Here is a 26,751-nt window from a genome sequence, read left to right as displayed (position 1 = left end):
GGAAGCCCTGTTCGGTAGCAATTCTCATTATAGTGTGTATCGGGTGCAGCATGTAGCCCAAATGACCTTTTTCTCAGTAGGAGCCATCCTTCATGGGCAATACCGCTTCAAGAAGAAGAATGATGATCATAAATGGAGGGGTATTTGTACCCCCTGAAATGGTGCCAGGGCAGGGATACGGATAAGCCTACGAAGGAGAGAAAAAAGGGATACCCATAAAATGGATATCCCTTTTGCTCGGTTTTTCTAGCCTGGATGTTGAATAGTGGTGTATCTAGACCCTTAACCTGGACTTAGACTTCTACGACCACAGGCAAAATCATTGGACGGCGGCGAGTCTGTTCGTAGAGGTACTCGCTCAGCGTATGTTTGATTTTGTCTTTGATGAAGGACCAATCTGATCCACCGTGTGCCTGCTTATCAACGCTACGGAAGGCTTCGATGACACGCAGACGTGCGTTATCAAGAAGCTCCTCGGCATCACGCATATAGACAAAGCCACGTGAGACAATATCTGGTCCAGCAATGGGCACACCGTTCTCTTTATCGATAGTCAGAATGACCATCAAAATGCCATCCTGAGATAAGACTTTGCGGTCACGCAGGACAATCTGTCCGACATCTCCTACGCTTAAGCCATCGACAAACACGTTGCCAGAAGAGACATGCTCGACCCGTTTGACTGAATCTTCTGTGACTTCAATAATGTCACCATCTTCAGCCACGACGATATTCTCTTCAGGGATGCCCAGAGAGAGTGCGAGTTTCGCATGCAAGAGTAACTGGCGATACTCGCCATGTACTGGCATGAAGAAACGTGGGCGCAACAGGCTGAGCATCAGCTTCAACTCTTCCTGCGCACCATGTCCAGAGACATGCACATTCGAGATGCCCTGGTAATACACCTCCGCACCCTGGCGGAATAAACTATTGATCGTGCGATGCACCATCTTCTCATTACCGGGCACAGGCGTCGCGGATAGGATGACGCTATCCCCGGTCTGAATACGAATCTGGCGATGATCCTGATTAGCGATACGGGTTAGAGCAGAGGTTGGTTCGCCCTGGCTGCCAGTACAGATAATCACGATTTGATCAGGGTTAAACTTATTGATGTCCTCAGGACGGATCAACATCCCTTTGGGCATATTGAGATATCCCAGTTCAATCGCCATCTGGACATTGTTCTGCATACTACGTCCCACCAGAGCAATAAAGCGCTCATAGCGTACGGCGGTATCCACAACCTGCTGGACACGGGAGATCAGCGAAGCGAAAGTCGCAATCAAAATACGACCGGGAGCATTGGCAAAGATCTTATCGAAAGAATCATTGATCACGCGCTCCGAAGGTGTATAGCCAGGCGACTCTACGCGGGTGCTATCACCCATCATGAACAATACCCCATCATTACCCAGCTTACCCAGCAATCCCAGGTCAGCCGGTTTTCCGTCAACCGGGGTATAGTCAAATTTGTAATCGCCTGTATGCACAATCGCACCGATAGGCGTATGAATGACAATGCCAACCGCGTCCGGAATACTATGGTTGACGCGGAAAAACTCAGCAAAGCAGGTGCCAAGATCGACCTGATCACCAGGAGCAATCGTAGTCACTGAGACCTTATCGAGCAGGCGATGCTCTTTGAGCTTCACATTAATCAGACCATTGGTGAGACGCGTCGCGAAAATGGGAGGGAAATTCAGCATTGGCAAAACATACGGAAGGGCACCGACATGGTCTTCATGACCATGTGTGATCAGGATAGCACGGATACGATCCTTCTTATCCATCAGATAGTTTGTATCGGGGATTACTAGATCCACCCCAAACATCTCTTCGTCTGGAAACATCACGCCCGCGTCAACGATGATAATATCTTCACCGTATTCCACAACCAACATATTTTTGCCAACTTCTCCCAGGCCACCGAGCGGGATTAGTCGAACTTTTTCTTTTGTCAAGGTATAAACTACCTCCTTATATAACATATAGCGTGTATAACAATAAAAGTGGGTTTTATCTATCTCCACTCCTGCCTCTACCACAGGAGTAAAAGCCAAAATCAAGCAATATTATGCCATTTAGAGTGTATCATACAATGGGTTGTTCCACAAGTTGCGATGATACACATTTTACGAATCCTTCTGGCTTAATGGAAAACGCCATTTGCGCGCAGAAGAGCAAAGGCAATCAAGAGTACGATAATAATAGCGACGACGGCTACCATGTAGTAGACACGGCGCATATTTGTATCGATTTTGCCTCCAGGTAAGGATTTCTTTACCTGCGCAAGTTGCTCCTGACGACGCTGTTTCAGACGTTGCATACGCTTCTGACGCTGCGTCTGCGCGGTCTCGGCCCGATTCTCTTCATCCTCATAACCCATGCGTTCCATTCGGCGACGCATGTCACGATTGTAACTCTCGTATTGCTGCTGCTGAGGATTGCGCACTTCAGAAATCTGTTTGGGCTGCGTGGATTTGGCTCCCGGAATCGCTGAGCCACCAATAACTGGTCGCGAACTTTTACCACTGCCACGATGGGTATGGCCCTTTTGAGGCGTTGCGGACGCCTGGGATACCGCTCTCAGGGATTGTTTGGCTGCATTGGTACTGGTACTGGTATGCTGTGTATCTCCCAACGCTTGCTTGCGCCCTGTTGTATTATCTTTCGCCATATGAAAAACCTCTTTCTTCTCTTCGGTTGGAACTGTGGGCTTTCCTCGCTCAGAGTCAGTTATCGAAATCTCCGCCATCGATTCTCCGCAAAACCAATGGTGATCCAACTGTCATCGACAATGACAACCCTGGCATGCACATAAATGGGACGATAAAAAATGGACTCCTCTATTTCGCGGCTTGCTCGTGTTCATCCAGCCATTGCCTGGCAATTCGGGTTGCTTCCTCTTTGTCATCTGAGGCCAGAACTCCATCGATGACTAATCCCAGCAGATAGTCTTTAATCGGACGTAACCAGGGACCAGGGCCACGCTCGAATAAAGCCATCAAGTCGTTACCGTCCAATGGACTCTTCAGCGGAACCCGCTCCGCTTCCTCTCGCAAATGCTGACAACGCTCGGCCAGTTCCTGTACTCGCGCCACGGCACGATTCACCTTATCCACCCGATAGCTGGTAATATCGGCCCGCGACAGATCCAACAGATCTGGCAGGACATCACCGCTATCCAGCATCAAACGGCGGACAGCTCCATCGGTCCAATCGGATGTATAGGCATTGGCACGCATATGGAGCTTGACCATCAAAGAAACATTCTGAATAAATTCGCGATCAAAATGCAGCCGTTTCAAAATATCGCGGGCCATATAAGCCCCTACATCCTCATGCCCGAAAAAGTGAACCTTATTGTCCTCGATGCTCCTGGTACGCGGCTTGGCAATATCGTGCAATAAGGCTCCCCAGCGCTTACTCAGATCGGGAGACGAACGCTCAACAACCCGTAAGACATGCGCATAGACATCCTTGGTCGATCTCATACCGAGGGAGCGCATGCTCACCCCGCGCAACTCCATCACTTCAGGAATAATGTACTCCATCAATCCCAATTCCACCAGCAGATCTAGTCCACGGGCGGGATAAGGAGAGAGTAATAATTTATTCATCTCATCGCGAATACGTTCACGGCTGATTTTCTGAAGCTTACTGGCCTGACGCTCAATCGCGGCACGCGTCTCAGCTTCAATCTCAAAATTGAGCTGAGCGGCGAAGCGCACCGCCCGTAACAGGCGAAGCGGGTCCTCATCAAAACGCTTATCAGGCTCAGCACCTACCGCGCGCAACACATGATCTTCCAGGTCCTGACGACCATTATACAGATCAATGATACGCTCACTCAAGGGATCGCGGGCCAGGGCATTAATGGTAAAATCACGACGTGCTAAATCATCTTCCAGACTATCGCCAAAACAAACCTCTGGCTTCCGTGATTCAGGATTATAGCGTTCGGAGCGAAACGTCGTGATTTCAATAATGCTGTTGTCATAGTGAAGACGCACAGTGCCAAAACGCTCTCCCACCAGAACAACGGCAGTAGGATGCGTGGGAGCGACAAGACGCTTAATCTCTTCCGGTCTGGCGTCGGTCGCCATATCTCCGTCATGCGATTGTCCACGCTGGAGCAGGGCATCCCGCACTGTCCCTCCAACTATATAAAGTTGTTTATGCTGAACGTGAAAAGCTTCCGCCAGCAACATAATTATGTCTAGCATACTAAAATCTATGTACCCGTTTCGTTGGTAACTGCTGTGCTCGTTTTAACGACACGATAAGCTACGGTCGCAAAGAGGCATGATAGAAAATCCCATTTGAGAACTTACAATGGGACTATTGTATCATGTTCAGATAGCTTCTTTAAAGTGGGTACTGATCAATATCAAATGAATTATGTATCACCTATAACAATTGTGTTTAAGAACTGGAAGGAATAGCGCTGATCGTTGGATTAGTGGTCTGATTTCCTTCTTCGTTGAGTTCGAATAAGGGACGCCCCAGGAACCATTTCTGAGAGTCAAAAGGCTCTTTCCCCGCTGGTGGTTGCACAGCCACATAACTACCATCTGGCTGTAATATATGAGCGTTGGCTGTATCAGCCAGCACAGGCTCGATCATCTGCTGGATAATCGCCTTTTTCATGCCACGGGACTCGATAGGGAAAAGTACCTCGACGCGGTTGTTCAGGTTCCGCTGCATCATATCGGCGCTACCCAGATAGACTTCGTCCTTACCACTGTTTCCAAAATAGTAAACACGGCTATGTTCCAGGAAACGACCAACCAGGCTGCGCACGCGAATGGTTTCACTGACACCGGGCACGCCTGGACGCAGGCTACAGACACCACGAATAATCAGATCAATCATGACGCCCGCCTGCGAGGCACGATAGAGCATATTGATTACCTCTGGATCAACCAGAGCATTCATCTTGAAAATGATGCGACCATTGCCTTTTTCCTGGTGAACAGCTATCTCACGTTCAATACGCTCTACCACACCACGCCGTAAGCTCACAGGAGCTACCAGCAGTTTGCGATAATCCCCCTGCCGGGAATAGCCAGTGAGCGAATTAAACAGCGATGTGACATCTACCCCGATATCGTGACGGCAGGTGAAAATACCCAGATCTTCATAGATCTTGGCGGTCGAGGCATTATAGTTGCCCGTGCCCAGATGAATATAGCGACTTAAACCGTCTTCTTCTTTACGCACCACCATAGCGACCTTGGCGTGCGTCTTCAAACCGACCAATCCATAGACGACATGCACCCCGGCGCGCTCCAGTTCACGTGCCCAACCAATATTATTCTCTTCATCAAAGCGCGCTTTTAATTCAACCAGGACCGCGACCTGCTTGCCGTTTTCAACCGCATGCAAGAGCGCATTCACTACAGGAGAATTGGAGCCTACGCGATAGAGGGTCTGTTTGATTGCCAGCACCTGAGGATCTTCAGCGGCGGTTCGAATAAAGTCCACAATTGGATTGAAGCTATCATAGGGATGATGCAGCAGAATATCGTGCTTCTGAATAGCATCAAAGATGTTCTCATTGTTGCGAATAATCGGGGGAACACGTGGCGTAAAAGGAGGATCCTTCAGTTCGGGACGCGTAATGTGTTGCAACTCGTTGACATCGCCCATCCCTAAGGGCCCATCGATAATCGTCAAATCATTTTCGGTGATTTCAAGATTATCGAGCAGCAAGCTACGAATACGTTGTGGCATCGAGGGATTGACCGCCAGATCGACGACTACGCCAAAGCGCCGCTCACGCACCTCTTGCTCAATATATTCCAAAAGATCAGCGGCATCATCCTCTTGTAACTCGATATCAGCATCGCGCAAGACACGGAATGGATATGATTCCCAGATTTTAAAGCCGGGGAAGAGCATCTGAATATTGGCGGCGATGACCTGCTCCAGCCAGACAAAGGCAACAGCCTGCAGCTCATCTGAAGCCACAGGCACGGGCAGGAGACGCGGCAAGGCCGGGGGAACTTTGATACGAGCGAATAAATCTTCCTGCTCATCACGTGCAGATGCGATCACGACAGCCAGATTGAGGCTACGATTGGAAATGTGGGGAAAAGGATGCCCGGTGTCGACAGCTAATGGAGTCAAAACAGGATAAATCTCGTTCTCAAAGTAACGACGCATTGCGGCACGCTGGGAGACATCCAGTTGTTCATAATCAAGAACGTGAATATGCTCCTGGGCCAGCAATGGCAACAGTTCTTTGCGCCAGTAGCGGCGGACATCCTGAATCAAAGGAGCCAGGCGCTGGCGGAGAGCGGTCAGTTGCTGCTCGGCGGTACGCCCATCGGGACTCCGGGGAGCCGTGTGCGAATCAATCTGATCTTTCAAACCAGCCAGACGGATCATGATAAACTCGTCAAGATTGGTTTCAAAGATGGCAATGAACTTGACACGTTCCAGAAGTGGATGGCGCTTGTCTTTCGCCTCTTCAAAGACGCGCCGGTTAAACTCAAGCCAACTCAGTTCGCGATTAATATAGAGGTCAGTTCGTTCCAGAGTCGATGGAGTCGGCTCATGTGCTATTTGTTGATCCATAAAACAATCCCCACTTGGTTGGCGTCTATACCTGCCATATTCTAGCATGTATTCAGAAAACGTAGCAAATAGACTGCATAATTTACCACTGAACCACATTGTCAAACTTCTGCATCATAATCCCTCCAGGATTTTATCAACAGGAATCTATGAACCATCAAACATTCTACAGGTAGACATGGGAACGTGCCGCTATCACATCATGAGTGCAGACGAAATAATACTTCCCCGGCATGCGGAACCAGCAGCATACCTTCGTCCTCACGGTCCTCCCAGGCGTGTGGATCAAGCGTCCGATAGTCTCGATAGCCCAGGTTGATACGCCGACAGCGCTCCTCTGGAATACCGGTTGCCAGGGTTACCTGAATGCGTGGAACCTCACGACCCGTGGTAAGATCATAACTGCCTGAACCTTTCACATGCGTGCTATGAGCCAGTACACCACCAGGAATATCCTTAAAACGCTCCCATTGTTGCAAAAAGTAATCGCGCACATGATAGCCAATCTGATCAATCAGTTTGCCATGCGTATAGGAGACTTCCGTGATGTGTGGTGCATAAATAATCACTTCACCACCATTAGCAATCACGGGCTCCGTTTTATACATCGCCTTGGCAGCGGTCCAAAGATCATCATATTGCTCGGCAGCCATCGAGAGCACCTGCTTAAAGGGACGCTCTACATACACAATGTTCAATTTTCCAGAGAGTGCCGCCGCCTGTTGGAATGCTTCCAGATAGGTTCCCGTGTAGAGTCCATGCAGATCGTGTCCCTGTACAACTAACGAGATACAGAGCAGTGGAAACGTCACAAACTCGGCTGCCCGGTGGATAACACGTCGCACATGGGTATCCTGCACACCAATCGTTGCCATGCTGGTCATACGTGCCCCCAGCCAATGCGAAAAATTGATAATATCCGCGCCCGCAATACCCGGGAAAAGATACTTGGCCCCACCAGAAAAGCCAGCCACCTCATGCGGAAAGACCGGACCACAGATGATCAACTGATCATAATCAAAGATCATGCGATTTAACGTTACCGGGACCTCGCTATCCAACGTACCAGCGGTTAATTCTCGAGCTTCCTCTGAAGAGATCACGCCAATTGTCTTGAGCGACGCGGGATCAGCCCAGAGATGGTTAAACACCTGTACATTTGGATACTGCTCTGCTCGTTCCTGCGCGGACACCCCAATAAGCTGTGCAATCGCCTCTTCCGACAGCGGCGGATGCGTGCCCAGGGCGATCAGATAGTCCAATTGCTCTACGCGCTGACCCAACTGCGCATAGAGAAGACGAAACAGCAATGGCAACGGTGCTGTACGTGTCCCATCAGGGATAATGACGAGAACTCGCTTCCCACTTAGTTGCATGTCAGCAAATGTCTGTGTCAATATCTGCTGGACTTCAGTGACGGTCAATGTCTGTGTTGTAGAACCATGTCCATACATTATCGTGCCAACCTTACACTACTTAACGATAAATCCTGTCATGATCATAATTGTATCACGACCCACAACGCAATTTCGTTTGCATACCTTGCATAAGCTATAGATATATCCGCATAGTATCAAATCTAGTACAGACTCTTCTTACATTCATTTTACATTTATATGGATCTTTTTTGATGATTGTAGACTATCTTATAAAGAGACAAACAAAGAGAAGCAAGCCTGCGAAGTGGAGCACGACGCAGACCAAATGAATGGCGAAATGCAAGCATTTCTGAGATAGAGGTAGTGGTTAGGATACATAGACAGTCATTCATCGTTCTAGCTAGAGAAGCGCTTAAAGCATTTGTGTATTAGTTATTTTCTAAATTGAAATATATAGATATAAAAAACAGGAGGTTGAGAGCTATGTTTCAGGATAACCCGAATCCTACCAATCCGTATGATACTGAAGCTGAGTATGTACCCTATACCCAGTACGTTCAGAGAGAATCGCCGGTGTCAGGCACATCCGTGCCTTATAATGATACAGATCCCGTTGTGCAAACTCCACAGGCGTTGCAGACGCTCCCTCCACAAAAATCGCCGCAAAGGCATACAGGAAAAAGTATCGTCGCGGTGAGCGCTTTATCCCTGATCCTGCTGGCAGTACTGGCGATAGGACTCTTCGCAGGTTGGGAGTTCGCACATGGAGGCACAAGCACAACGTCAACGGGATCAAATCAGGCAACGTCCTCCACATCGTCCAGTTCCAACCAGACGATTAATCTGACCACACTTCAAGGTGTTCAGGAGGCTGCGATCAATAATATCAAACCAGCGGTGGTGGAACTGGTCGTCACGACGCAACAGGGCGAACAAATTGGCTCGGGTGTGATTGTAGACAGCAAAGGCGATATTATCACCAATAATCACGTCGTCGATGGTGGAAACAGCATTACAGTCGTGCTCAGCAACGGGAAGAAAGAGATAGGCCAACTGGCAGGTACGGCAGCGCAAACGGATCTGGCTGTAGTACGCATACAACCATTCAATCATATGACTGTAGCTCCGATTGGGAATTCTTCCCAATTAACCGTGGGGCAGGAAGTGCTGGCCGTTGGAAATCCACTGGGCATTACACAGACTGCAACGCGTGGAATTGTAAGTGCCTTAAATCGCAATATCGCAGAGTCCAGCACGGTAAACATCACGGGAGCCATTCAGACCGATGCGCCTATCAATCCCGGCAATAGTGGTGGTGCATTGATCAATTTGCGAGGAGAGTTGATTGGTATTCCAACTCTGGCAGCCATCAATACAGAGTCCAATACGAGCGCGAACGGCATTGGCTTTGCGATCCCATCCAACGTCGTGAAAACGACGCTGGCACAGATCTTGCAACAGGCAAACAATTCGGGATCGAATGTATAGCACGCGAACACAAACAAATAGGGAGAGATTAGACTGGCAAAACAACGAGGATTAGAATGTCTTCTTCACCAGAAGACCGATACTGGCGGTAAAGCCATGTAAGAAAATATTCTTGTGAACTGGCCCAATCTCTCCATTCGAGAAGAGTCCTGCCAGCGGGATCTGACCCAATTCACGCGCAATCACCCCCGCATCATGATCCGGCACTCCAAACATACCGACCCCACGCCCATTGCAGGTACACAGAATACCAGCGATAGGCTTATTTTCACCCAGATCAATCTTCGCCTGTGCAATCAACTCATGCAGATCCAAATCAGCCGATGTGGCATCCCGCAACTGAAATTGGATCGTCTGGCCCACACGTGGTGAGGCACTGATAGCCAGTGCTCCGGTACGACGATCTACCCCAAATAGCTGGCGTATCAAAAAACTACCGCGCTCATAGCTATCTTGATATTCATCGGCGGCCAGGCCCACCACCAGATTGCGCTGCGAACGGCGCTGTAGCTCTGGACTCAGCGTCTGTAACGTCTCGACCAGCATCGTATAGGCCGAGCGATTGGAGATCCCATCGATGAGACCGTTATCCAGCACATTAGTAATCGTCCAGGGCTCGCCAATCGGATCACATCCCTGCGAAACTAACGGATAGAGCGTATAATCCCCCCCGATAGCCAGTGCCACCGCGCCTTCCTCAAATACATCATCATTTAAAAAGGTATAGGTATAATGATCTTCCAGATCGCCGGAAGCCAGACCACCGATCATCGGTATCCCTGGATAAGCTTTTGACAGGGTCGCCAGCAACCGCTCGCAATCTATCTGAAAAGGATCAGCGAAGATGAAACAGGCATTCAAGGTATCGAGCGGCAAACCAAGGTGTGCCCGCAAGTGCTCCGGTTGTTTTGCTTTCTCAAGCATCGCCTGCGTAATGCGTACTGGCTGCAAAATAGCATCGGGCAACGAGAGCGCAAGCAACGAAACAGCTGGAAGATCCTCCAGTTCCTGGTCAGAACCCACGATGCCTTGTCCCGAACAACCAATCACAATGGGAGCATGCATCTCATCGCGTACAATATGCAGCATCTCTTCATAATATGGCGCAAACTCGATATTTGCGAATAAGAACACCACATCCGCCTCAATCTCCTTCACCTGAGCAAGCGCCTGCTCCAGGGCCTGTTCCCAATCTTCATCTATGACTAACGCACTCAGTGCGGCTGGTTCACGATCACTCATAGCTACTCCTCTGTCGACCCACACAATAGCTCAAAATAAAGACACAGTAAAAAGGCACCGCTTCGTCAACGGTGCCTCTCCACACTTATCAAGTATCTTCACACGCCGACATATATGCGAGAGAAAGCGTGGCTTGCGCCCGCGTTTCATAAGATTATATCTGGTCACCTGTTAGTATCGCATACCACGCCGCCAGGCTGCAATGAAGGTTGCGCTTAACCTTCTGACTGGATAAGCTCACAAAACGTATCAATCTCCTGCCGGACGATATCCAGACTTGCCGTCCAGAAGCTTTCAGCATGCAGATCGATACCAAAGCGTGCCGCCAGGGTCGCGGCATCCGCCAGACCGGTCGATGACAAGAGATCATCGTAGTTCTGCTTGAAGGTCTCAGGATCTTGCTGATACTGGGCATACAGACCAAGGCCAAACAACAGACCAAACATGTACGGATAGTTGTAATAAGAGAGGCCGGTACTGTAATAATGTTGCTTCACAGCCCACATATAGGGATGCAAGGACTGCTCATCCAATCCATCGCCATAGGTATCGCGCTGCGCCTGGAGCATCAAAGCATTCAGCTCTTCTACGGAAAGCTCACGCTGCTGACGGCTCTCAAAGACCTGCTGCTCAAACAGGAAGCGGCTGGTGATATCGACCACCACCTGACAGGAGCCTTGAATCGAGGACTCCAGAATGGCAATGCGCTCCTGGCGATCAGCCTTTTGGAGCGCGGCATGGTTGATGATCGTCTCACAGAAGATACTGGCGGTCTCCGCCAGCGTCATGGGCAGCGAGCGTTGCAAGGCCGTGCGTCGCGCCAGATTGACATTGTGATAACCATGTCCTAACTCATGTGCCAGGGTGGTCACACCATCAAAATTCGGCTTAAAATTGGCGAACACACGCGACTCATCTCCACGTAGCGGTGTACAATAGGCGCCATCGCGCTTCCCGGGACGAGGCTCAGCATCAATCCAATGCTCATGAAAGGCCCGTGCAGCATACGTCGAGAGACGCTCGGAATAGGTACCAAACTGCTCTACAATAAACTGCTCGGCATCCTTAAAATCCCAACTACGCTTCATGGAACCGAGAGGAGCAAAGATATCATACCAGGCCATACGTGGAATATTGAGCGCCTGAGCCTTGGCATGCATATAGCGACGGAAAGCCGGGAAAGAAGCTTTGGCCGCGCTTAACATCGCCTGCAAGGTTTCACGATCAATGCTATTAGCGAATAAGGACTCATCCAGGGCGGACTCCCAATGGCGATGCGTGGCAAGCGTGTTCACTTCGCCTTTGATGCTATTAAGGGCCGCTGCCAGAGGAACGGTAGCATCTTTCCAGGCAGCCAGTTCAGCCTCGTAGGCCCGCTGACGTAGATCACGATCGGTACTGGATGCCAGACTGCGCACCACACTCATGGGCACCTGCTGCACTTGTCCATCTATCTCTAATGACACGACCAGTTGAGAGGTTATATTGCCATGCAGTTTGGACCAGGCACGCCCACTACTGGAATTCAGTTCCGCCGCCAGACGCTCCTCGGCGGGAGACATCATATGGGCAACCTCTATTTTGGCCTGACGCAGGATATAAGCATGCTCAGCCGCTACAGGCGAAACAGCTATCAAACGCTCGACACCCAATGAACCCAGCCAGGCTGTAAAACGGGTACTCAACAGGCTGAGCTGCACCAGATATTTTTGCAGCTCGCTGGCACGCGCCTGCGCTAACGCATCCCGTGAATTGGTCGTGACAAAGCAATTGATATAGACACTTAGCGTCTGCACATCTTCCAGGACGGAATTATACTGTGCAATCACCGTCTCAAAGGTCTGTTGCAACGCCTCTTCGACATGCTGTGCATCCTGCTTCTCAATATGATGCGTATCGAAGAGTTGCCCCAACATCTGAATTGAGTGCACCACATCCGCGAAGCCCTGATCAAACTCTGGCGAGTCCAGACCAGGATAGATGACACTCATATTCCAACGAGGAAGGGAGGGGGTCGTAGTCACGAGACTTTCTCCTTTTTTCTATCCAAATAGTGGTAATGTCTGCATTGTAGCATGCAAGAAGCCCCGATGAAAAATATTGGCGTTACTCTGCCAATATTTTTCATGAAAAAAAGAATGTACAACGATTTTTCATGTATAAGTAAGAACATCTGGCTATTAGGTGGGAAGTTGTTCTCTTTCAAGCTCTTTAAGCATTGGGAATGCTACATGTTTTTTGTCTATAATTAGCATATTATCAAAAGGCAACGGGGCTCTCTATCCTTCCGGGGGATTGAGAGGAGGAGGAGTTTGCGAGGACACCTCGCGCTCCGTCATGGGCTGCCGCCCCTGTACCCCGCTTTCACCCGCAAGGACGGAGAGCCAAAATACATTTTGATATTGTATTAAACCAACCAATACGCATGTAAGTAGAAATACACCCGTAAAGTCTGCTGATACATTTGGTTTGGGTGTCACGGCCTATCCAATTAGCGAGACAGTTCGATATGGTATGTAGAGGATAGAGAGAATGAAGACTTGACGGAGCAGCGGTAATTCCATACAATCAAGCTACACACGCAGCATTTATTATTGTCTGTTTGGTCTGCACAGGCTTCATTCAGGAGGGATCATCTGTGACATCGCAAATAGGGGAGGAGTGGCTAAGCTTACGCGAGGCCGCTGAGATGCTCGGTATGCATCCAGCGACAGTACGTTTATGGGCCGACCGGAATGAGATACCTTCGCGCCGCACCAGTGGTGGACACCGCCGCTTCCGCCGCACAGATATCGAGGCTCGCCTGCGCCAGGAGGCCGAACCCAAAACTGATCCCGCCTCACTCTTACTCATTCAGAGTGTGCTGGGCCGGATACGTTTTGCCTTTACGGATGGCACACTCGATACATTCCCCTGGTATAAACACTTCGATACCGCCGCACGTGATGCGTACCGCCAATTGGGCCGTCTCTTACTGGATCTGGTGCTCCGCGTCCTCAATGAGGATGCACCCCAGGAAGAGCTAAAGAATGAGGCAATCACGCTGGGACACACTTATGGCTCGGTGACACAATCTTCTCATGTACCGCTGGCAGATGCGGTGCGGGCATTCCTCTATTTTCGCACCTTAATCGACGAAGGCGTCCTGCAATTAGCAGAGATACGTAATGGCCGGGACCATGATAATCTCTGGATCGAAAGCTTCCACCAGATACAAGCTGTGACTAATGAAATTCTCCCGGCGCTGATCGAGGCCGCACAAAATGCTCAGTAAGCGGCATGAGTATGGTTGTGAGACATTTTCCTGTTTGGAACGTCTATTAGGGAGAGAAGCAAAATACGCTGGAATAGCTTGAGCTAAAAGTAGCTCAACTGCAAAGAAATCTTTCGTGCGCGATACTTTTCCCTGTGTATCTCTATGCATTTTTCTAGCGTATAGTTCCAGGTATACAGATATATGTGTCATTTTGCGAGGTATATTTTGGACAGATAAGGGGTATCTCTTATGCCAATGGAATATCAAAAGCCTGAAGACCAACAGACATCCCACGAAGATTACCAGCATGAGCAGTCCTCTACTGCCCGCCGAGCAGCACATTCTGACGATGTGCCCTCGAAGACAAACAGCATACCCACCGATGAACAGCCACATCATGCCGAGCATCCGGAGAATCCCAACACGCCACCTCCATCAACAGCACCATCAGCAGACGCAACGCATCACTGGCAAATCGTCCCATATGCACATAACGACATACAGACCAGGCTGACGCCGACACGCCAGAAGCGCATAGAGCGCGCACGCTATTATCTCGAACAAAAACGCAAACGCAGCGAGCGTCTGGCAGCCGCCTCAACAACATCTCCTTTAATTGACGGTGATACATACCCCTCCAATGTGACAAATGGCACACCCCACAACCAGACCCACCCGCCATCCAGCGCCATGAGAGACCTCAGGTCGGCTCTAGAGCATCCGGTACGTAATAGTACTGCTTATCCATTACCAATGCGCTCAGCACGCTCTAGAGGTACTCGTGAGTTACTAAAGGAGAGAAAAAGGCATAGCATATTCTTACAGCGTTTTACACGCAGACAGCGTCGTAACAAGCGCATACGTTCACAGCATGTCTTCAGACACCTGATGCTCACTGGATTAAGTATTGTGACCGTTCTGGCTCTTCTGGCTCTCTCAATTACGAGCGCAGGCTCCTATGTCACCTATCGTTTCTATCATGACACCACGCTTGAATATCAAAAGCGGCTCACTTCACTCCACGACCTGACTCCACGTGATAATCTCAAAATATACGATAGTAGCGGCACTCTCCTGTCACAAATGACGGATCAAGGATTGCATACCACGGTCCCACTTACACAGATTGCACCAAACCTCATCAATGCCACGGTCACCACTGAAGACAAAAACTTCTGGAAGAACTCGGGAGTGGATATCGTGCGTATTATTGAAGCAGCCATCCAGGATCTTCAACACGGCCGCGTAGTGGCTGGCGGAAGCACGATTACCCAGCAGTTGATCAAAAATCTGGTCGTTGGCAATGAAACTAATATCATGCGTAAATTACAGGAAGTGATGCTGACACCGGAGATTAACGCCCTCTATCAGAAAAAAGAGATCATGGAGATGTATCTGGATACCATTTATTATGGGAAGCAGGCATATGGTATCGATGCCGCAGCCAACATGTATTTTGGACTGGAGGATAAACCCGATAAGCCAGCTTCCTCACAATTAGATCTGGCCCAATCAGCAATGCTGGCGGGTATTCCCAGCTCACCTTCGCTATATGATCCAGACCTGCATCCACAAACGACCTTTAACCGCTTCCTCTCGGTGCTGAATTTGATGCAACGTCAGGGATACATCACCCACGCACAGGCTCAGGAGGCTATCCAGGAGGCCCAAAAACCTAATTTCTTTAAAGGTCCTTCCAACCTGGTCGACCTTGCTCCGCATTTTACACAATATGTGATCAACCAACTGGAGCAGCAATACCATCTGACTCGTCAGCGGTTATCGCGCTCAGGATTGGCGGTGTATACCACCCTCAATATTACCTTGCAGAATAAGATTCAAAAGATTATGCAGGGACATATTGCGGAACTGGCGGGACATAATATCACCAATGCGGCTGAGGTGCTCATGGATGACCATACCGGGGCGATTATCTCGTTATTGGGCAGCCTTGATTATAATAACACGGTGATTGATGGAAAATTTGATGTCGCGACGATGGGTTATCGTCAGCCAGGTTCCTCGTTTAAACCCTATGTCTATGCCACAGCCCTCTCACAGGGCTATTCACCAGCACAGGGCATTGATGATGGCCCACTGACCATTGTATTGCCGCCGGGCTCTAAACCAGCTACCTACGCACCAGAGAACTATGACAAGCACTATCATGGACAACTCACGTTGCGCTGCGCCTTACAGAACTCACTGAACATTCCAGCCGTCAAAACTCTGCAGCATGTGGGTATCAATAATGCGCTTCAGACCGCCAAAGAAATGGGTATTGTGCATACCAAAGGCTATGCGGGCTACTCGATGGTGCTCGGTGGACTGGATGTCAGTCTCCTGGAACATACCACGGCCTTTGGGGCGTTTGGCAATAATGGGAAACGCCTTGAGCCCTATGCAATTACCAGGGTCGTTAACACCTATACCCATAAAACCATGACCCATCAGGATCAGACAGGTCCTCAGACCATTTCCCCACAGGTTGCCTATATGATGACGAATATCCTCAGTGATAATGACTCGCGGCTACCAGAGTTCCTGGACTGTAATCCTCTCCAACTCTATAGCAATTCGGAGAATCAATGCTATGCTGGGAATCGTGGCGAGGTCCGTCCAGCCGCCGCTAAAACAGGTACCACTAACGACTTCCGCGATAACTGGACCATGGGCTATAGTAGTGATTTTGTGATGGGCGTCTGGGCGGGCAATGATAATAATACGCCAATGATTGATGTCACTGGCGTACAGGGGGCCGCACCTATCTGGCACGATTCGATGCTGACCGCCGAAGAGGGACATCCTATCAAAGATTTCGTCAATCCAGGAGGATTAGAACGTAGCGAGATCACAGACCCCAATGGCGTCCGGAGCACCGATTGGTATTTACCAGGACATTATCCTGTCTCTGCTAAAGCAGGCACACCAGTAACGAACAGTACAGCCACAAAAAACACAACCAATCAGCCAAAGACAACCCCGATCACAGGACAGGAATATAATAGCAGTCATCCCTATTGCTCAAACTTTAACTTTGCTTTCTCAGCCCCCCACTTCGACGATTTCAATCGTGGCTGGTGGTAATAGATCTATCCTCAAACGGGCAAGATGAAAGAGAGTCACAGGGCTCCCATGCTGTCCGTTTGAGATAAAATTTACAGCACAACCTCCGGCAGAAGTCGGCAACTTGACATAACTATTTATCGATCTTCTCCTCACATACACTCCTCTCACAGAAGAATCGTTCTTTTATGGACGAGTTACCATCTCTTCGTTTACAGCGTTACTATGTACAGATACCTGCTTATAAGGAAAGCTCATCTAATTAGCAGGGAATGCCATTTAATGTAATATTGAGACATAACATGGTGTTATGCAGGCAGACAGGAGCATGAAGATCACAGCCAGGGCGCATCGAAGCAGAGCATATATAGACCTCAGTAGATTTCATCCTTTCATTTATGGAAATACTCCATCGCTGCATTATTCTATATATGCACAGAAATTCAAGAATCCGATCCGCAAGGTGCCGCTGTGCTTCACTATGGATGTACCTGTGTCCACCACAACCATCAGCGCGGAGTAGAACATAAGATACAGCACGTGCCGCCACTCTTCAGCATCGGCGAAAAAGATCTTCTCGCCAGAGCCAGGATCGTATGGAGAGTATGTTGCGCCACGTTCGAGGTATGCACGACAAGTAGCGTATTCATTACTACACATAGAATGTAGAAAGAGGTTTCGGCCATGCAAACCGAAAAGAATATCGGAGAGCCCTCTTCAAAGTCCGAGGAAGCCTCAGAGATAGTTCTTACCGAGGGAGAGCGGACAACTCAGGGCCGTATTCCCGCGAAAATGCCAACCCATACTCAGGCAGCTGTTGCTCAACGACTCAATGATATTCCTGAGCATGCTGTACCCGGCTATTTCTATGCAGTGCCACACCACCTGGCACAAAAAACAGGATGGCGCACCAGAAGACATATCAAACGCCGCAATCTGCGCCAGACATTCACTGCCATCGCGACAACAGAGCGTATCAGCACACACACCTTGATTCCTCTGGCAGCCAGTGTACTCTCGGTCTTTCTGGCGGGGATGCTGATCTTTGTTACTGTAATAGGTTTTGTGAATGCCACGCAGCAGAAATTTGGTACCAGGATTGTCACGCTGCAAGATATCTTGCCTAAAGATAGCACCAGGATCTACGATGCCAATGGAGATCTCATTTATGAAGCTATCGATGACGGCATGCAGGTCAGCGAACCTCTGGATAAGATTTCACCACAATTGATCCATGCTGAAATCTCCATCGAGGATCAATACTTCTATAAAAATCCTGGTTATGATATCAGCGGAATCGTACGCGCGGCGATTTCTAATCTTAGCAGCAAAAAGGTGGTGGCAGGTGGGAGCACGATTACACAACAACTGATCAAAAACGCTATTGTCGGCAACCACACGACGATGTTGCGTAAGTTACAAGAGATTATTCTGGCACCCGAGATCTCTCGCTACTACACCAAAGATCAGATCCTGGGCATGTATCTGAATACGACCTATTATGGTGAACAGGCTTATGGCGCGGAGGCAGCAGCATTTAAGTACTATGACTTGAAAGATACGCCTACCCAGACAGGCGCGGAACAATTAGATATCGCTCAGGCAGCCATGCTGGCAGGGATACCCAGTTCACCCATTGCACGTGATCCTTTCCTGCATCCCAAAGCGGCCGCGACGCGCATGGAAGAGGTGCTGCAACAGATGTACGCGCAAGGCTATATCACGGCGCAAGAGCGTGCGCACGCCATTGAGGAGGCACAAAATCCAGGCTTCTTCAAACCCGGCATTATTAACAACCGCCTGGCCCCTCATTTCGTCAACTATACGCTACGCGAACTCGCTAACGATCTACATCTCAAGGTAACGGATCTCTCACGCACAGGCACGGTTGTCAGCACAACGCTCGATCTGGCCCTGCAAAATCGCGCTCTGCAGTCCGCGCAGAAACATATTGCCGAGATGTCTAGCTTACACCATATGTCTGATGCAGCCGTTGTAGTACTCAATCAGCATACAGGAGACATTCTTACGCTGGTCGGCAATATCGATCCCAACAATCCACGCTATGGTGACTTTGATGTGGCCTCGCAAGGCTATCGCCAACCGGGATCTTCCTTCAAGCCCTACATCTATGCGACCGCCTTCCAGGATGGCACCAGTCCGGGTGCCACCGTCATGGATGGTCCTTTAACGGTACAGATGTGCTGCGGTCTGCCCTCTTATTCACCTCATAACTATGACCAGATGTATCATGGTTGGGTCACATACCGCTATGCATTGCAGAACTCGTTCAACATTCCAGCGGTGAAACTATTAATGCAGACTGGTGTTGATAAAGCACTCGCGGTAGCACAAAAAATGGGTATTACCCATTATGAGGGTATTCCCAACTATACCATGGTGCTGGGTTCATTGAGCGTGCGCCTGATTGATAACACTGCCGGTTACGCCACCTTCGCCAATGGAGGCATTCATATTCAGCCACATGCCATCAATACCATCAAGGATCAAGATGGCAATATAATTCTGAAAGTCGCACCCAAAGGGGTACGTGTATTGAGTAAAGAAGCAGCCTTCATGATTACCGACGTACTGAGCGACAACGATTCGCGTACCTTCGAATTCGGTAAATGTAGCTCGCTGGTACTCTATACCAACACCATGAACCAATGTTATGCCAGTTATCCAGGCCCTATCCGCGTCTCAGCAGCCAAAACAGGTACCTCCAATGACTTCCGCGATAACTGGACCATGGGCTATACAACCGACTATACCGTTGGTGTCTGGGCAGGCAACAACGACAACTCACCGATGGTCAATGTCACCGGTGTCGATGGCGCTGGTCCTATCTGGCACGACACAATGATGGCGGTAGAGCAAGGGCATCCAATTCGATCCTTCCCTGCTCCACCTCAAGATCTGATCAAGAAAAGCGTCGCCTATCCAGGCAAAACTACCACTGATTGGCACATTAAATAATGTTGTTGCCTGCGGCAGGATGGGAGAAGACCAGGGCACAGCCCTGGAACTCGGGTTAAAGATGCAACCCCTAACAATTCTGCTTTTCAGAACAAGTCTGACAGAGCACCAGCCTGCGACCCTCATTATGAAGATGAGAGTCGCAGGCTGGTGCTGGTGTATATTATTGTGAATGATAGACAGAATTATGAGATTTTTGCTGGCGCTTCTCCACAGAGGGAGAGCCACTCTCGTTCCAGCATGGCATAGAAGAGCGTGTTCCACCAACGTTCCTTCATCCATTCACTCTCAAGTTGCGCGCCTTCGAAGCGCATGCCGATCTTTTCTAGCACATGTGCCGAGGCAACGTTCTCGGAGAGGCAGTAGGCCCAGATGCGATGAAGGTGCAGTTGTTCAAAGCCAAACTGCAAGAGTGCGCGTGAAGCTTCAGTAGCATAACCATGCCCCCAGTAGTGTCGATCCAATTCATAGCCAAGATCGGCAATCCCTTCCTGCGCATAGCTCATACGCAAGCCACAATTCCCAATCAGCCGCCGCTCACTCTTTAAAATGATAGCCAGTTGGAACTTTCTGCGCGGACGTTCTCGACCCCAATTGATGAACATACGCACCAACGAACGCACATCGGCCTCTGTACGATGCGTCCAGGGATTAAAGTGCAAAAAATCGGGATCGGATTGATATTCTAAGGTTGGTTTCCAATCGCGCTCTTCAAAATCTCGAATTTCCAGGCGTTCAGTTGTTAAAATCATACATTTCTGTCAATTCTGTTTATTCAACTCCGAGATCCCAGGCCTGCTGTAAATCAGCACGGGAAAAGCATTTGAAGCCCATCAATGTATGTGTCTGGGTAATTGAGGAGAGCTTGAGCATATGATCTGTCACCACACTGGCAAGATCTTCATAATGCTGGAAGCGCAACATGGCAACCAGATCATACTGACCGGTGACGGAATACACTTCCGAGACACCATCCAATTCAAGCAAACGTTCCGCCGTTTCATTCACGGTTCCACGTTGCACATTGATCAAAACGAGTGCGGTTACCATTGTATTATTCCCTTTCATACAAACTACGTTTTAGAGAGTGACCAGACGATTAATATTATATCGCATATGTTTTACAGGCAAGTGTCAGCTTAAATGGAAGGACCGAGCCCTTTGCCATGCGGTTTGACGAACCTTACGCTGATACTTAAGGATGAGTGGGAGTGGGCTGTAAAAAATTCTGTACGGCTTGCGTGGCATGTGCCACCAGATCCACCTCGCCATCCAACCAGACGATACGCGGCTCGCGCCGGAACCAGCTGAGCTGACGGCGCGTAAAATCATGAGAAGCATACTTCAAGCGTTGCACCATCTCAGCCTCGGAAGGATACTCGCCCCGCAGCCAGCGGCTCACAAAGCGATATTCCAATCCCAACGCGTCCAGGCGCTCATGACTGATACCACGCTCCAGCAGCGTCTGGACTTCCTCAACCAATCCCGCCTGCATCCGTTCATCAATCCGACTATCGATACGTTGATAAAGAAAAGGACGCGGCCATTGAATGCCTAATAACAGGCAACGATAGAGAGGATGGGAGATGCCACGCTGCTGCGAGAAAGGCTGCCCTGTCACCAGGCATACCTCTAATGCCCTGATCACCCGCCGAGGATTTTGCTGATCAATCGTCTTCATACTCTGGGGATCTAATTCCTCCAGTTGCGCCAGCAATTGTGGCAAAGGGAGAGCTTCCAGACGCGCACGCAGTTCAAGTTGAGGCGGAACGGCCGGAATATCGAAATGATTGATGACAGTCTGAATATAGTGGTACGAGCCGCCCACCAGTAGCGGGAGGCGTCCACCTTGAATAATCATATCAATCGCGGCAACCGCATCCTGTTGGAATTGTGCAACGCCATATATCTCCAGTGGTTCCACAATATCCAACAAATGATGTGGTATTAAAGCCTGCTCGACCGGCGTAACCTTGGCCGTCCCAATATCCAATCCTCGATATACCTGACGCGAATCGGCAGAGACGATCTCGCCCGCGAAGCGTTGCGCCAGCGTAATGCCCAATGCACTTTTTCCCGAAGCAGTCGGACCCAGAACGACTATCAAATCCGGCTGTTCACCTGTTTTATTCCCCACTGCAAACCAAACCCTTTACAAACGTCTGTATCTAACCAGATAATCAACGCGCTCCACCAACCCCACCATAATACCTATAGCTAACAGCATACCAGACACTGTAAAGAGATTGAAGGAAAAGCTCAGTGCCAGCAGCCAACCAAAGATGCCACCCAGCAGGACCGCAAAAAAGAGCATCGTCCAGCGCGGCTGATGGGTTCTTCTCTTTATCAGCTTCGTCGTCGTCAACATTTTACGGCTGGGAGTCTGATATACACCCAGCGTAGCACCTGTCGCAGCCGCCACCAGCATTACCATCAACTGAATCCAGCCCAACACTATGTGTGCCGCAGTCAATTTCCAGATCAGTTCCGCCATACTCACAATTACTAACGTACTGACCAGACCGGTAAGCGTACGATTATACGTATCAGAGCTACGCCAACGCTTTTCATGTTGCAGCACCAGGGCACCACCCACCGCCGTAGGAATCATGATAAAGAGGACCCAGAGAAAAGAGGGTGCAGGCGTGAGTGGAACAGGGCGTAAGCCCGTCAACCAGGTATACCCCAGACTGGCGGTCATAAAAGCACTCACCCACGTAAAGGCCAGGCGTTGCCATTTACGCACCGTCCTTCCCAGTGGATTGAGTTGCCAATCATCCATGTAGGGTGTGCCATATTTATCCAGATCCTTACCATGCTTTTGAGTCAGCGAAGGCGGGGTCATGAGCTGTCCCAGCGACGTCGTATTCACGACCGGGATGGCTCCCTCACTATCAAACTCATCATCATCATAGTAATCCAGATCCGCGCCATTGGTACGGCCGGGATGGCGCTTATTGCGCACGACAAAGCCCTGCACCTCAGCCTCCACCGTCACCACGATATCCCCACGCGTATTGCCTTCCAGGCTGATCACGACACTGCCCTTATAGTGGCTGTGACGCGAAAGCCGCAAGCTATTCACGCGCACACTGATCTCGGTTACTGCGGCATCCAACTCCACCTGGCTGAGCTGTATCCAGGGATCGGGCGTATGGACCGTGCCGCGCACAGACAAACCAGATGGGTCTCCAATGGTAATCTTCAATGGTGCTGAGATACCAGGATAGACCGTACCAAAATCGAGCACACGTGGACTGACAGGGACCGGCACATTCCGCTTCGGTGTCAGGCGCAGTCGGTTGGATTGGGTGAGTGGCGGAGGCGTATGATAGCGTGCGGCATTGCGCACCTGTACATTCACTGTGCTGGCACTACTATTTGAATTGAGAGGAGAAGATGCATTGTAGCGTGCATTCCCCGATTTATTGAAGAGCACTGATTCTACAAACTGCTCAATCGCATCCACTGGATCGACTACCGTACGGGCGAGCTGACCGGCCATCTCCGACAACTCATCCTCGCCCAGATCGAGCAGCCAGGATTCGATTTCATTATCTACAAGATACTCGCCCGCCTCTTCTGGATAGCGTGCGCACAGCGTTGCCAGTTCTTCGGGGATTGAAGCTACCTCACCGCTCGCGAAACCAAACGTCCCTACGCCCAGTAACGCATGCCGAAACAGATCCACACTCTCATAGCGTTCGCTTGGCTTGATGCTTGACGCCTTCTCCAGTGCCCGTGCCACCATCGGAGAGATACGTGGATTGATGGCACGTACGTTTTCCAATCCAAAGCCATCATCCGATAGGGTATTGGTCAACAAATGGAAGAGTGTCATTGCCAGGGCATAGATATCGGAGCGCACGTCTGTCTGCGCCTTCCCGTACTGCTCTGGCGGCGCATAGCCTGGCGTGCCCAGAACCTGGGTATCCTGGGCATGTGATGGGCGGAAGAAACGCGCAATACCAAAGTCAATCAACTTAATTTGTCCGTTGCGCGTCAACATAATATTGCCCGGCTTCATATCCCGGAAAATGATGGGAGGACTATGGCTGTGCAGATAGGCCAGCACATCACATAGTTGCCGGGCCCAATCCAGGACACGTCGTTCCGGGAAGGGACCACCATTGCGCTCCAACAACTCTTCGAGTGTCGCGCCATCAACATATTCCATCACCAGGAAATAGCGTTCTCCCTGAGCAAAAACACCGCGTACCGAGGGCAGATTCGGATGATTCAACGACCACAACATTTTCGCCTCAGTCTTGAAGTTTGTGATCGTTTGTTGCTGCTCAGCCGGCGGGATCAGGGACAGGCTCATCTCTTTAACTGCATAGAGTTGGCCCTGTTCCTTAAGATCCTTCGCTAGATATACCGCACCCATGCCACCTTGTCCAATTACCCTCTGGAGCTGGTAGCGTTTATGAAGAATGGTGCCTCGGTCCAGATGACCGGTTGGGTTATTCGTTCGGCCGCTGATTGTGAGCCCCCCATCTTTTCTTAGCTTTTGTTCGGGATACGATATTTGCCCTTCAGTATAACATAACCCTGTCGGGACCTACTACCTATCAGGAAGATGGATTATGCTTCAATGACCTATCACATATTCCATTTTTCAAATCTGACTGACGACTTCCTCGTAGGATCGTACACCTATTTTGACGTATTTTATTGTCCATATGTAAAACGCATGGCTAAGCCAATATGAGTAGTACTACGGGGGTAAAATAGTACAAATGTTATACAAACCAGAATGCATCAGGATTTTTTTCTCTGCAAGTACCAGGAAATACTTTATTTGATATTCATACCATAGAACGTGTTGAAAGGAAGCAATACGAGCTTCTACCGAGAAAATTTCATGCATCTGTTTATACTGTCACTAGCAAACATTAGTACAAGAGACAGGATGGTATTTTTTTGTATGACAAGCCAGATAAAAGTATGCCGTTCGCAGCCAACCCGTCTACTTCTGATGCTCAGCTCCTTGCTCATGATAACGGGAGGCCTGCTAGTCCTGTGCTGGCAGAAGCAAGAAAGCAGTAGAGCAGCGGATATAACCGTAATTGGAACCACCAGCCTATCGGCAACGACGGTAGATCATATTTTCGCCCACGTTGGCAGTCCCATGACAGGCACAGGTAGCATTGTTGAACAGGCATCCCGTGCCACCCATATAGATGATGCTTTTGCCCTCGCCGTCTGGTGGGCCGAAACTAACGATGGTGAGGCCGGCGTCGGACGCACTGATCGCAATCCCGGCAGCGTGCGTGGCAGCACGATTTATCCCGGTGACTATAGCGGCTACACCATCTATCCTTCCTATGCTGTAGCTATCCCTACCTGGTTTCAACTCCTCCAAAACAGCTATATAGGACGAGGAGCGGTCACCGTCTATGGCATCAGCAGTACGTATGTCGGGACATCAGGTGCAGATGACTGGGCCTATAAAGTCTCCAGCCTGATGGCACAATATCGCTATGCAGCCCCGGTAACCGCGCCGGCCAGTACAAATTCCACCATAATACCCAATCCTTCTCCTTCCCCCGCACCCACACCAGATCCAACACCACAGCTACGCAGCTATGTTCCCCTGGGACATGAACAGGGCTGGCATCAAAGCGGGATCGAGGTTCAGACGCATCATCATTCGGGCTGGCTGGCACGAACCGCTCCTGATAGCACAACTCATCAGAGGATCATGACGCTACCTGTCACAGGAATAAAGCTATATGAAAAGGGTGAAAACAAGCGGACAGACATTACTGATCACATGAACATGATCGGTAACATGACGGAAAAGCAATGGCTGGAACGGGGAAGCGCAGGATGCTTTATCCTGGCCGCCGTCATCCTGCTCCTGCTGGGAAGTAAACGCATCCGTCAGCTTATAAAGCAACGCAGCAAGCAAGCACAAACCGATAGCCATAGCGTGAGAAGCATAGCCAGCCTGCCAGAATATCCCGATTACTCCGAATACCACACGATCACCGAAGCACTCGTCGCCGTCCCTCCGACCCCCATACTCGCCCACCTGGGAAACGTTCCTCTAACTCCCTTGCTGCCAATTTTGATCGAGATTGGAGGAAGAGAGCATAGATGAGTTTTAGGAAGATATTGAAATACAGAGAAAAAAAGTCAAAAAACCTGTTGACAAAGTAGCGTCAGCGGTGTATGATAATCCGCGTAGTCCAGAAGGACATGCCCTCGTGGCGGAATGGTATACGCAGCAGCTTGAGGGGCTGTGCCGAGAGGCGTGGTGGTTCGAGTCCACTCGAGGGCATTAAGATGGCATCTGAAAAGAGCAATCAAATCAGATGCCAATTTTTACAAAACAGAGACACAAAGAGGGCGATTAGCTCAGCTGGTTAGAGCGGCTGCTTTACACGCAGTAGGTCTGGGGTTCGAATCCCTAATCGCCCACCTCAAAGCACTTCCGAAGCCCATTCATAGCAAGCAAGCACCAAAGCTATGGATGGGCTTTTTGCTATCCCCGGACCTACTGCGTGTAAAGCAGCCGCGCTCATTGCTTTCTGACTCGCTATTACAATAGCTTGCTCCTATTTTTGATTTCATGTGTTATCCCTACAATATAGTGATCTTCCTCACAGAATTAGTGTTAAATATTTCACATTCTATGTCTTGCTCAAACCTATATTCATCAATTAAAATGTAAAATAGTTGATCTTAATACTTAAGATAGGAAATAGGTAAGACAATATGGAAAAATATAAGCCTCACCACTATATTAAA

General features: G+C 49.6%; 16 protein-coding genes and 2 tRNA genes. 7 read left to right on the top strand and 11 right to left on the bottom strand.

Translation table 11 applies throughout. The features are described 5' to 3' along the window. Positions 1-293: 293 nt before the first annotated feature. The 5 genes from F1593_RS02135 to F1593_RS02115 all read right to left on the bottom strand — a co-directional run bounded on the left by F1593_RS02135 (position 294) and on the right by F1593_RS02115 (position 8,039). A complete protein-coding gene (locus F1593_RS02135; RefSeq protein ID WP_149399903.1) occupies positions 294-1,991 on the bottom strand; it encodes a ribonuclease J in 1,698 nt (565 codons plus the stop codon). A gap of 161 nt (positions 1,992-2,152) precedes the next feature. Continuing rightward, positions 2,153-2,680, bottom strand: a complete 528-nt coding sequence (locus F1593_RS02130; protein ID WP_149399872.1) for a hypothetical protein — start codon at positions 2,678-2,680, stop codon at positions 2,153-2,155. A 169-nt stretch (positions 2,681-2,849) separates the two neighbouring features. Then, positions 2,850-4,229 (bottom strand): CCA tRNA nucleotidyltransferase, encoded by a 1,380-nt coding sequence (locus tag F1593_RS02125; protein ID WP_149399870.1) that lies wholly within the window; start codon positions 4,227-4,229, stop codon positions 2,850-2,852. A gap of 199 nt (positions 4,230-4,428) precedes the next feature. Beyond that, positions 4,429-6,585, bottom strand: coding sequence for a polyphosphate kinase 1 (gene ppk1, locus F1593_RS02120; RefSeq protein ID WP_149399868.1), 2,157 nt, complete (start codon positions 6,583-6,585; stop codon positions 4,429-4,431). Between the two features lie 200 nt (positions 6,586-6,785). Then, positions 6,786-8,039 carry a lactate racemase domain-containing protein gene (locus F1593_RS02115; protein ID WP_172631792.1) on the bottom strand — a complete coding sequence of 418 codons (1,254 nt, stop codon included), beginning with the start codon at positions 8,037-8,039 and terminating at the stop codon, positions 6,786-6,788. Between the two features lie 408 nt (positions 8,040-8,447). On the opposite strand from F1593_RS02115, the gene F1593_RS02110 reads away from it, so the two are divergent. Next, a complete protein-coding gene (locus tag F1593_RS02110; protein ID WP_149399863.1) occupies positions 8,448-9,452 on the top strand; it encodes a S1C family serine protease in 1,005 nt (334 codons plus the stop codon). A gap of 51 nt (positions 9,453-9,503) precedes the next feature. Here the strand turns inward: F1593_RS02110 and F1593_RS02105 are convergent, their stop codons facing one another. Further along, positions 9,504-10,694, bottom strand: a complete 1,191-nt coding sequence (locus F1593_RS02105; protein WP_149399861.1) for an FIST signal transduction protein — start codon at positions 10,692-10,694, stop codon at positions 9,504-9,506. Between the two features lie 215 nt (positions 10,695-10,909). Then, positions 10,910-12,718 (bottom strand): M3 family oligoendopeptidase, encoded by a 1,809-nt coding sequence (locus F1593_RS02100; protein ID WP_149399859.1) that lies wholly within the window; start codon positions 12,716-12,718, stop codon positions 10,910-10,912. Positions 12,719-13,332: 614 nt separating this feature from the next. Here F1593_RS02100 and F1593_RS02095 point away from each other — a divergent pair. The 3 genes from F1593_RS02095 (at position 13,333) to F1593_RS02085 (ending at position 19,995) form a co-directional block, all read left to right on the top strand. Further along, positions 13,333-13,968: a MerR family transcriptional regulator gene (locus F1593_RS02095; protein WP_149399856.1), complete on the top strand. Its 636-nt coding sequence runs from the start codon at positions 13,333-13,335 to the stop codon at positions 13,966-13,968. 231 nt (positions 13,969-14,199) lie between these two features. After that, positions 14,200-17,037, top strand: coding sequence for a transglycosylase domain-containing protein (locus F1593_RS02090; RefSeq protein WP_149399854.1), 2,838 nt, complete (start codon positions 14,200-14,202; stop codon positions 17,035-17,037). Positions 17,038-17,700: 663 nt separating this feature from the next. Then, positions 17,701-19,995 (top strand): transglycosylase domain-containing protein, encoded by a 2,295-nt coding sequence (locus F1593_RS02085; protein ID WP_149399852.1) that lies wholly within the window; start codon positions 17,701-17,703, stop codon positions 19,993-19,995. Between the two features lie 185 nt (positions 19,996-20,180). Here the strand turns inward: F1593_RS02085 and F1593_RS02080 are convergent, their stop codons facing one another. The 4 genes from F1593_RS02080 to F1593_RS02065 all read right to left on the bottom strand — a co-directional run bounded on the left by F1593_RS02080 (position 20,181) and on the right by F1593_RS02065 (position 24,430). After that, positions 20,181-20,747: a GNAT family N-acetyltransferase gene (locus F1593_RS02080; protein WP_149399850.1), complete on the bottom strand. Its 567-nt coding sequence runs from the start codon at positions 20,745-20,747 to the stop codon at positions 20,181-20,183. 19 nt (positions 20,748-20,766) lie between these two features. Then, a complete protein-coding gene (locus tag F1593_RS02075) occupies positions 20,767-21,045 on the bottom strand; it encodes an Lrp/AsnC family transcriptional regulator (protein ID WP_149399848.1) in 279 nt (92 codons plus the stop codon). Positions 21,046-21,190: 145 nt separating this feature from the next. Further along, entirely contained in the window at positions 21,191-22,132 is a 942-nt protein-coding gene (miaA, locus tag F1593_RS02070; protein ID WP_149399846.1) for a tRNA (adenosine(37)-N6)-dimethylallyltransferase MiaA, read from the bottom strand. A gap of 15 nt (positions 22,133-22,147) precedes the next feature. Continuing rightward, positions 22,148-24,430: a serine/threonine protein kinase gene (locus F1593_RS02065; RefSeq protein WP_268906999.1), complete on the bottom strand. Its 2,283-nt coding sequence runs from the start codon at positions 24,428-24,430 to the stop codon at positions 22,148-22,150. 492 nt (positions 24,431-24,922) lie between these two features. Here F1593_RS02065 and F1593_RS02060 point away from each other — a divergent pair, with 492 nt between their 5' ends. The 3 genes from F1593_RS02060 (at position 24,923) to F1593_RS02050 (ending at position 26,421) form a co-directional block, all read left to right on the top strand. After that, entirely contained in the window at positions 24,923-26,101 is a 1,179-nt protein-coding gene (locus F1593_RS02060) for a glucosaminidase domain-containing protein (RefSeq protein WP_172631791.1), read from the top strand. Between the two features lie 100 nt (positions 26,102-26,201). Further along, positions 26,202-26,281, top strand: a tRNA-Leu gene (locus F1593_RS02055). A 66-nt stretch (positions 26,282-26,347) separates the two neighbouring features. Continuing rightward, a tRNA-Val gene (locus tag F1593_RS02050) sits at positions 26,348-26,421 on the top strand. Positions 26,422-26,751 lie beyond the last annotated feature (330 nt).

It is taken from the genome of Dictyobacter arantiisoli, from assembly GCF_008326305.1.
GTDB classification, from domain to species: domain Bacteria; phylum Chloroflexota; class Ktedonobacteria; order Ktedonobacterales; family Ktedonobacteraceae; genus Dictyobacter; species Dictyobacter arantiisoli.
This window is presented reverse-complemented; position numbering and strand designations above follow the sequence as displayed.

Coding starts and splice junctions, on each gene's coding strand:
- F1593_RS02110 (WP_149399863.1), top strand. CDS start 8,448: ATGTTTCAGGATAACCCGAATCCTACCAATCCGTATGATACTGAAGCT.
- F1593_RS02060 (WP_172631791.1), top strand. CDS start 24,923: ATGACAAGCCAGATAAAAGTATGCCGTTCGCAGCCAACCCGTCTACTT.
- F1593_RS02075 (WP_149399848.1), bottom strand. CDS start 21,045: ATGGTAACCGCACTCGTTTTGATCAATGTGCAACGTGGAACCGTGAAT.
- F1593_RS02125 (WP_149399870.1), bottom strand. CDS start 4,229: ATGCTAGACATAATTATGTTGCTGGCGGAAGCTTTTCACGTTCAGCAT.
- F1593_RS02115 (WP_172631792.1), bottom strand. CDS start 8,039: ATGTATGGACATGGTTCTACAACACAGACATTGACCGTCACTGAAGTC.
- F1593_RS02105 (WP_149399861.1), bottom strand. CDS start 10,694: ATGAGTGATCGTGAACCAGCCGCACTGAGTGCGTTAGTCATAGATGAA.
- F1593_RS02080 (WP_149399850.1), bottom strand. CDS start 20,747: ATGATTTTAACAACTGAACGCCTGGAAATTCGAGATTTTGAAGAGCGC.
- ppk1 (WP_149399868.1), bottom strand. CDS start 6,585: ATGGATCAACAAATAGCACATGAGCCGACTCCATCGACTCTGGAACGA.
- F1593_RS02135 (WP_149399903.1), bottom strand. CDS start 1,991: ATGTTATATAAGGAGGTAGTTTATACCTTGACAAAAGAAAAAGTTCGA.
- F1593_RS02130 (WP_149399872.1), bottom strand. CDS start 2,680: ATGGCGAAAGATAATACAACAGGGCGCAAGCAAGCGTTGGGAGATACA.
- F1593_RS02085 (WP_149399852.1), top strand. CDS start 17,701: ATGCAAACCGAAAAGAATATCGGAGAGCCCTCTTCAAAGTCCGAGGAA.
- F1593_RS02090 (WP_149399854.1), top strand. CDS start 14,200: ATGCCAATGGAATATCAAAAGCCTGAAGACCAACAGACATCCCACGAA.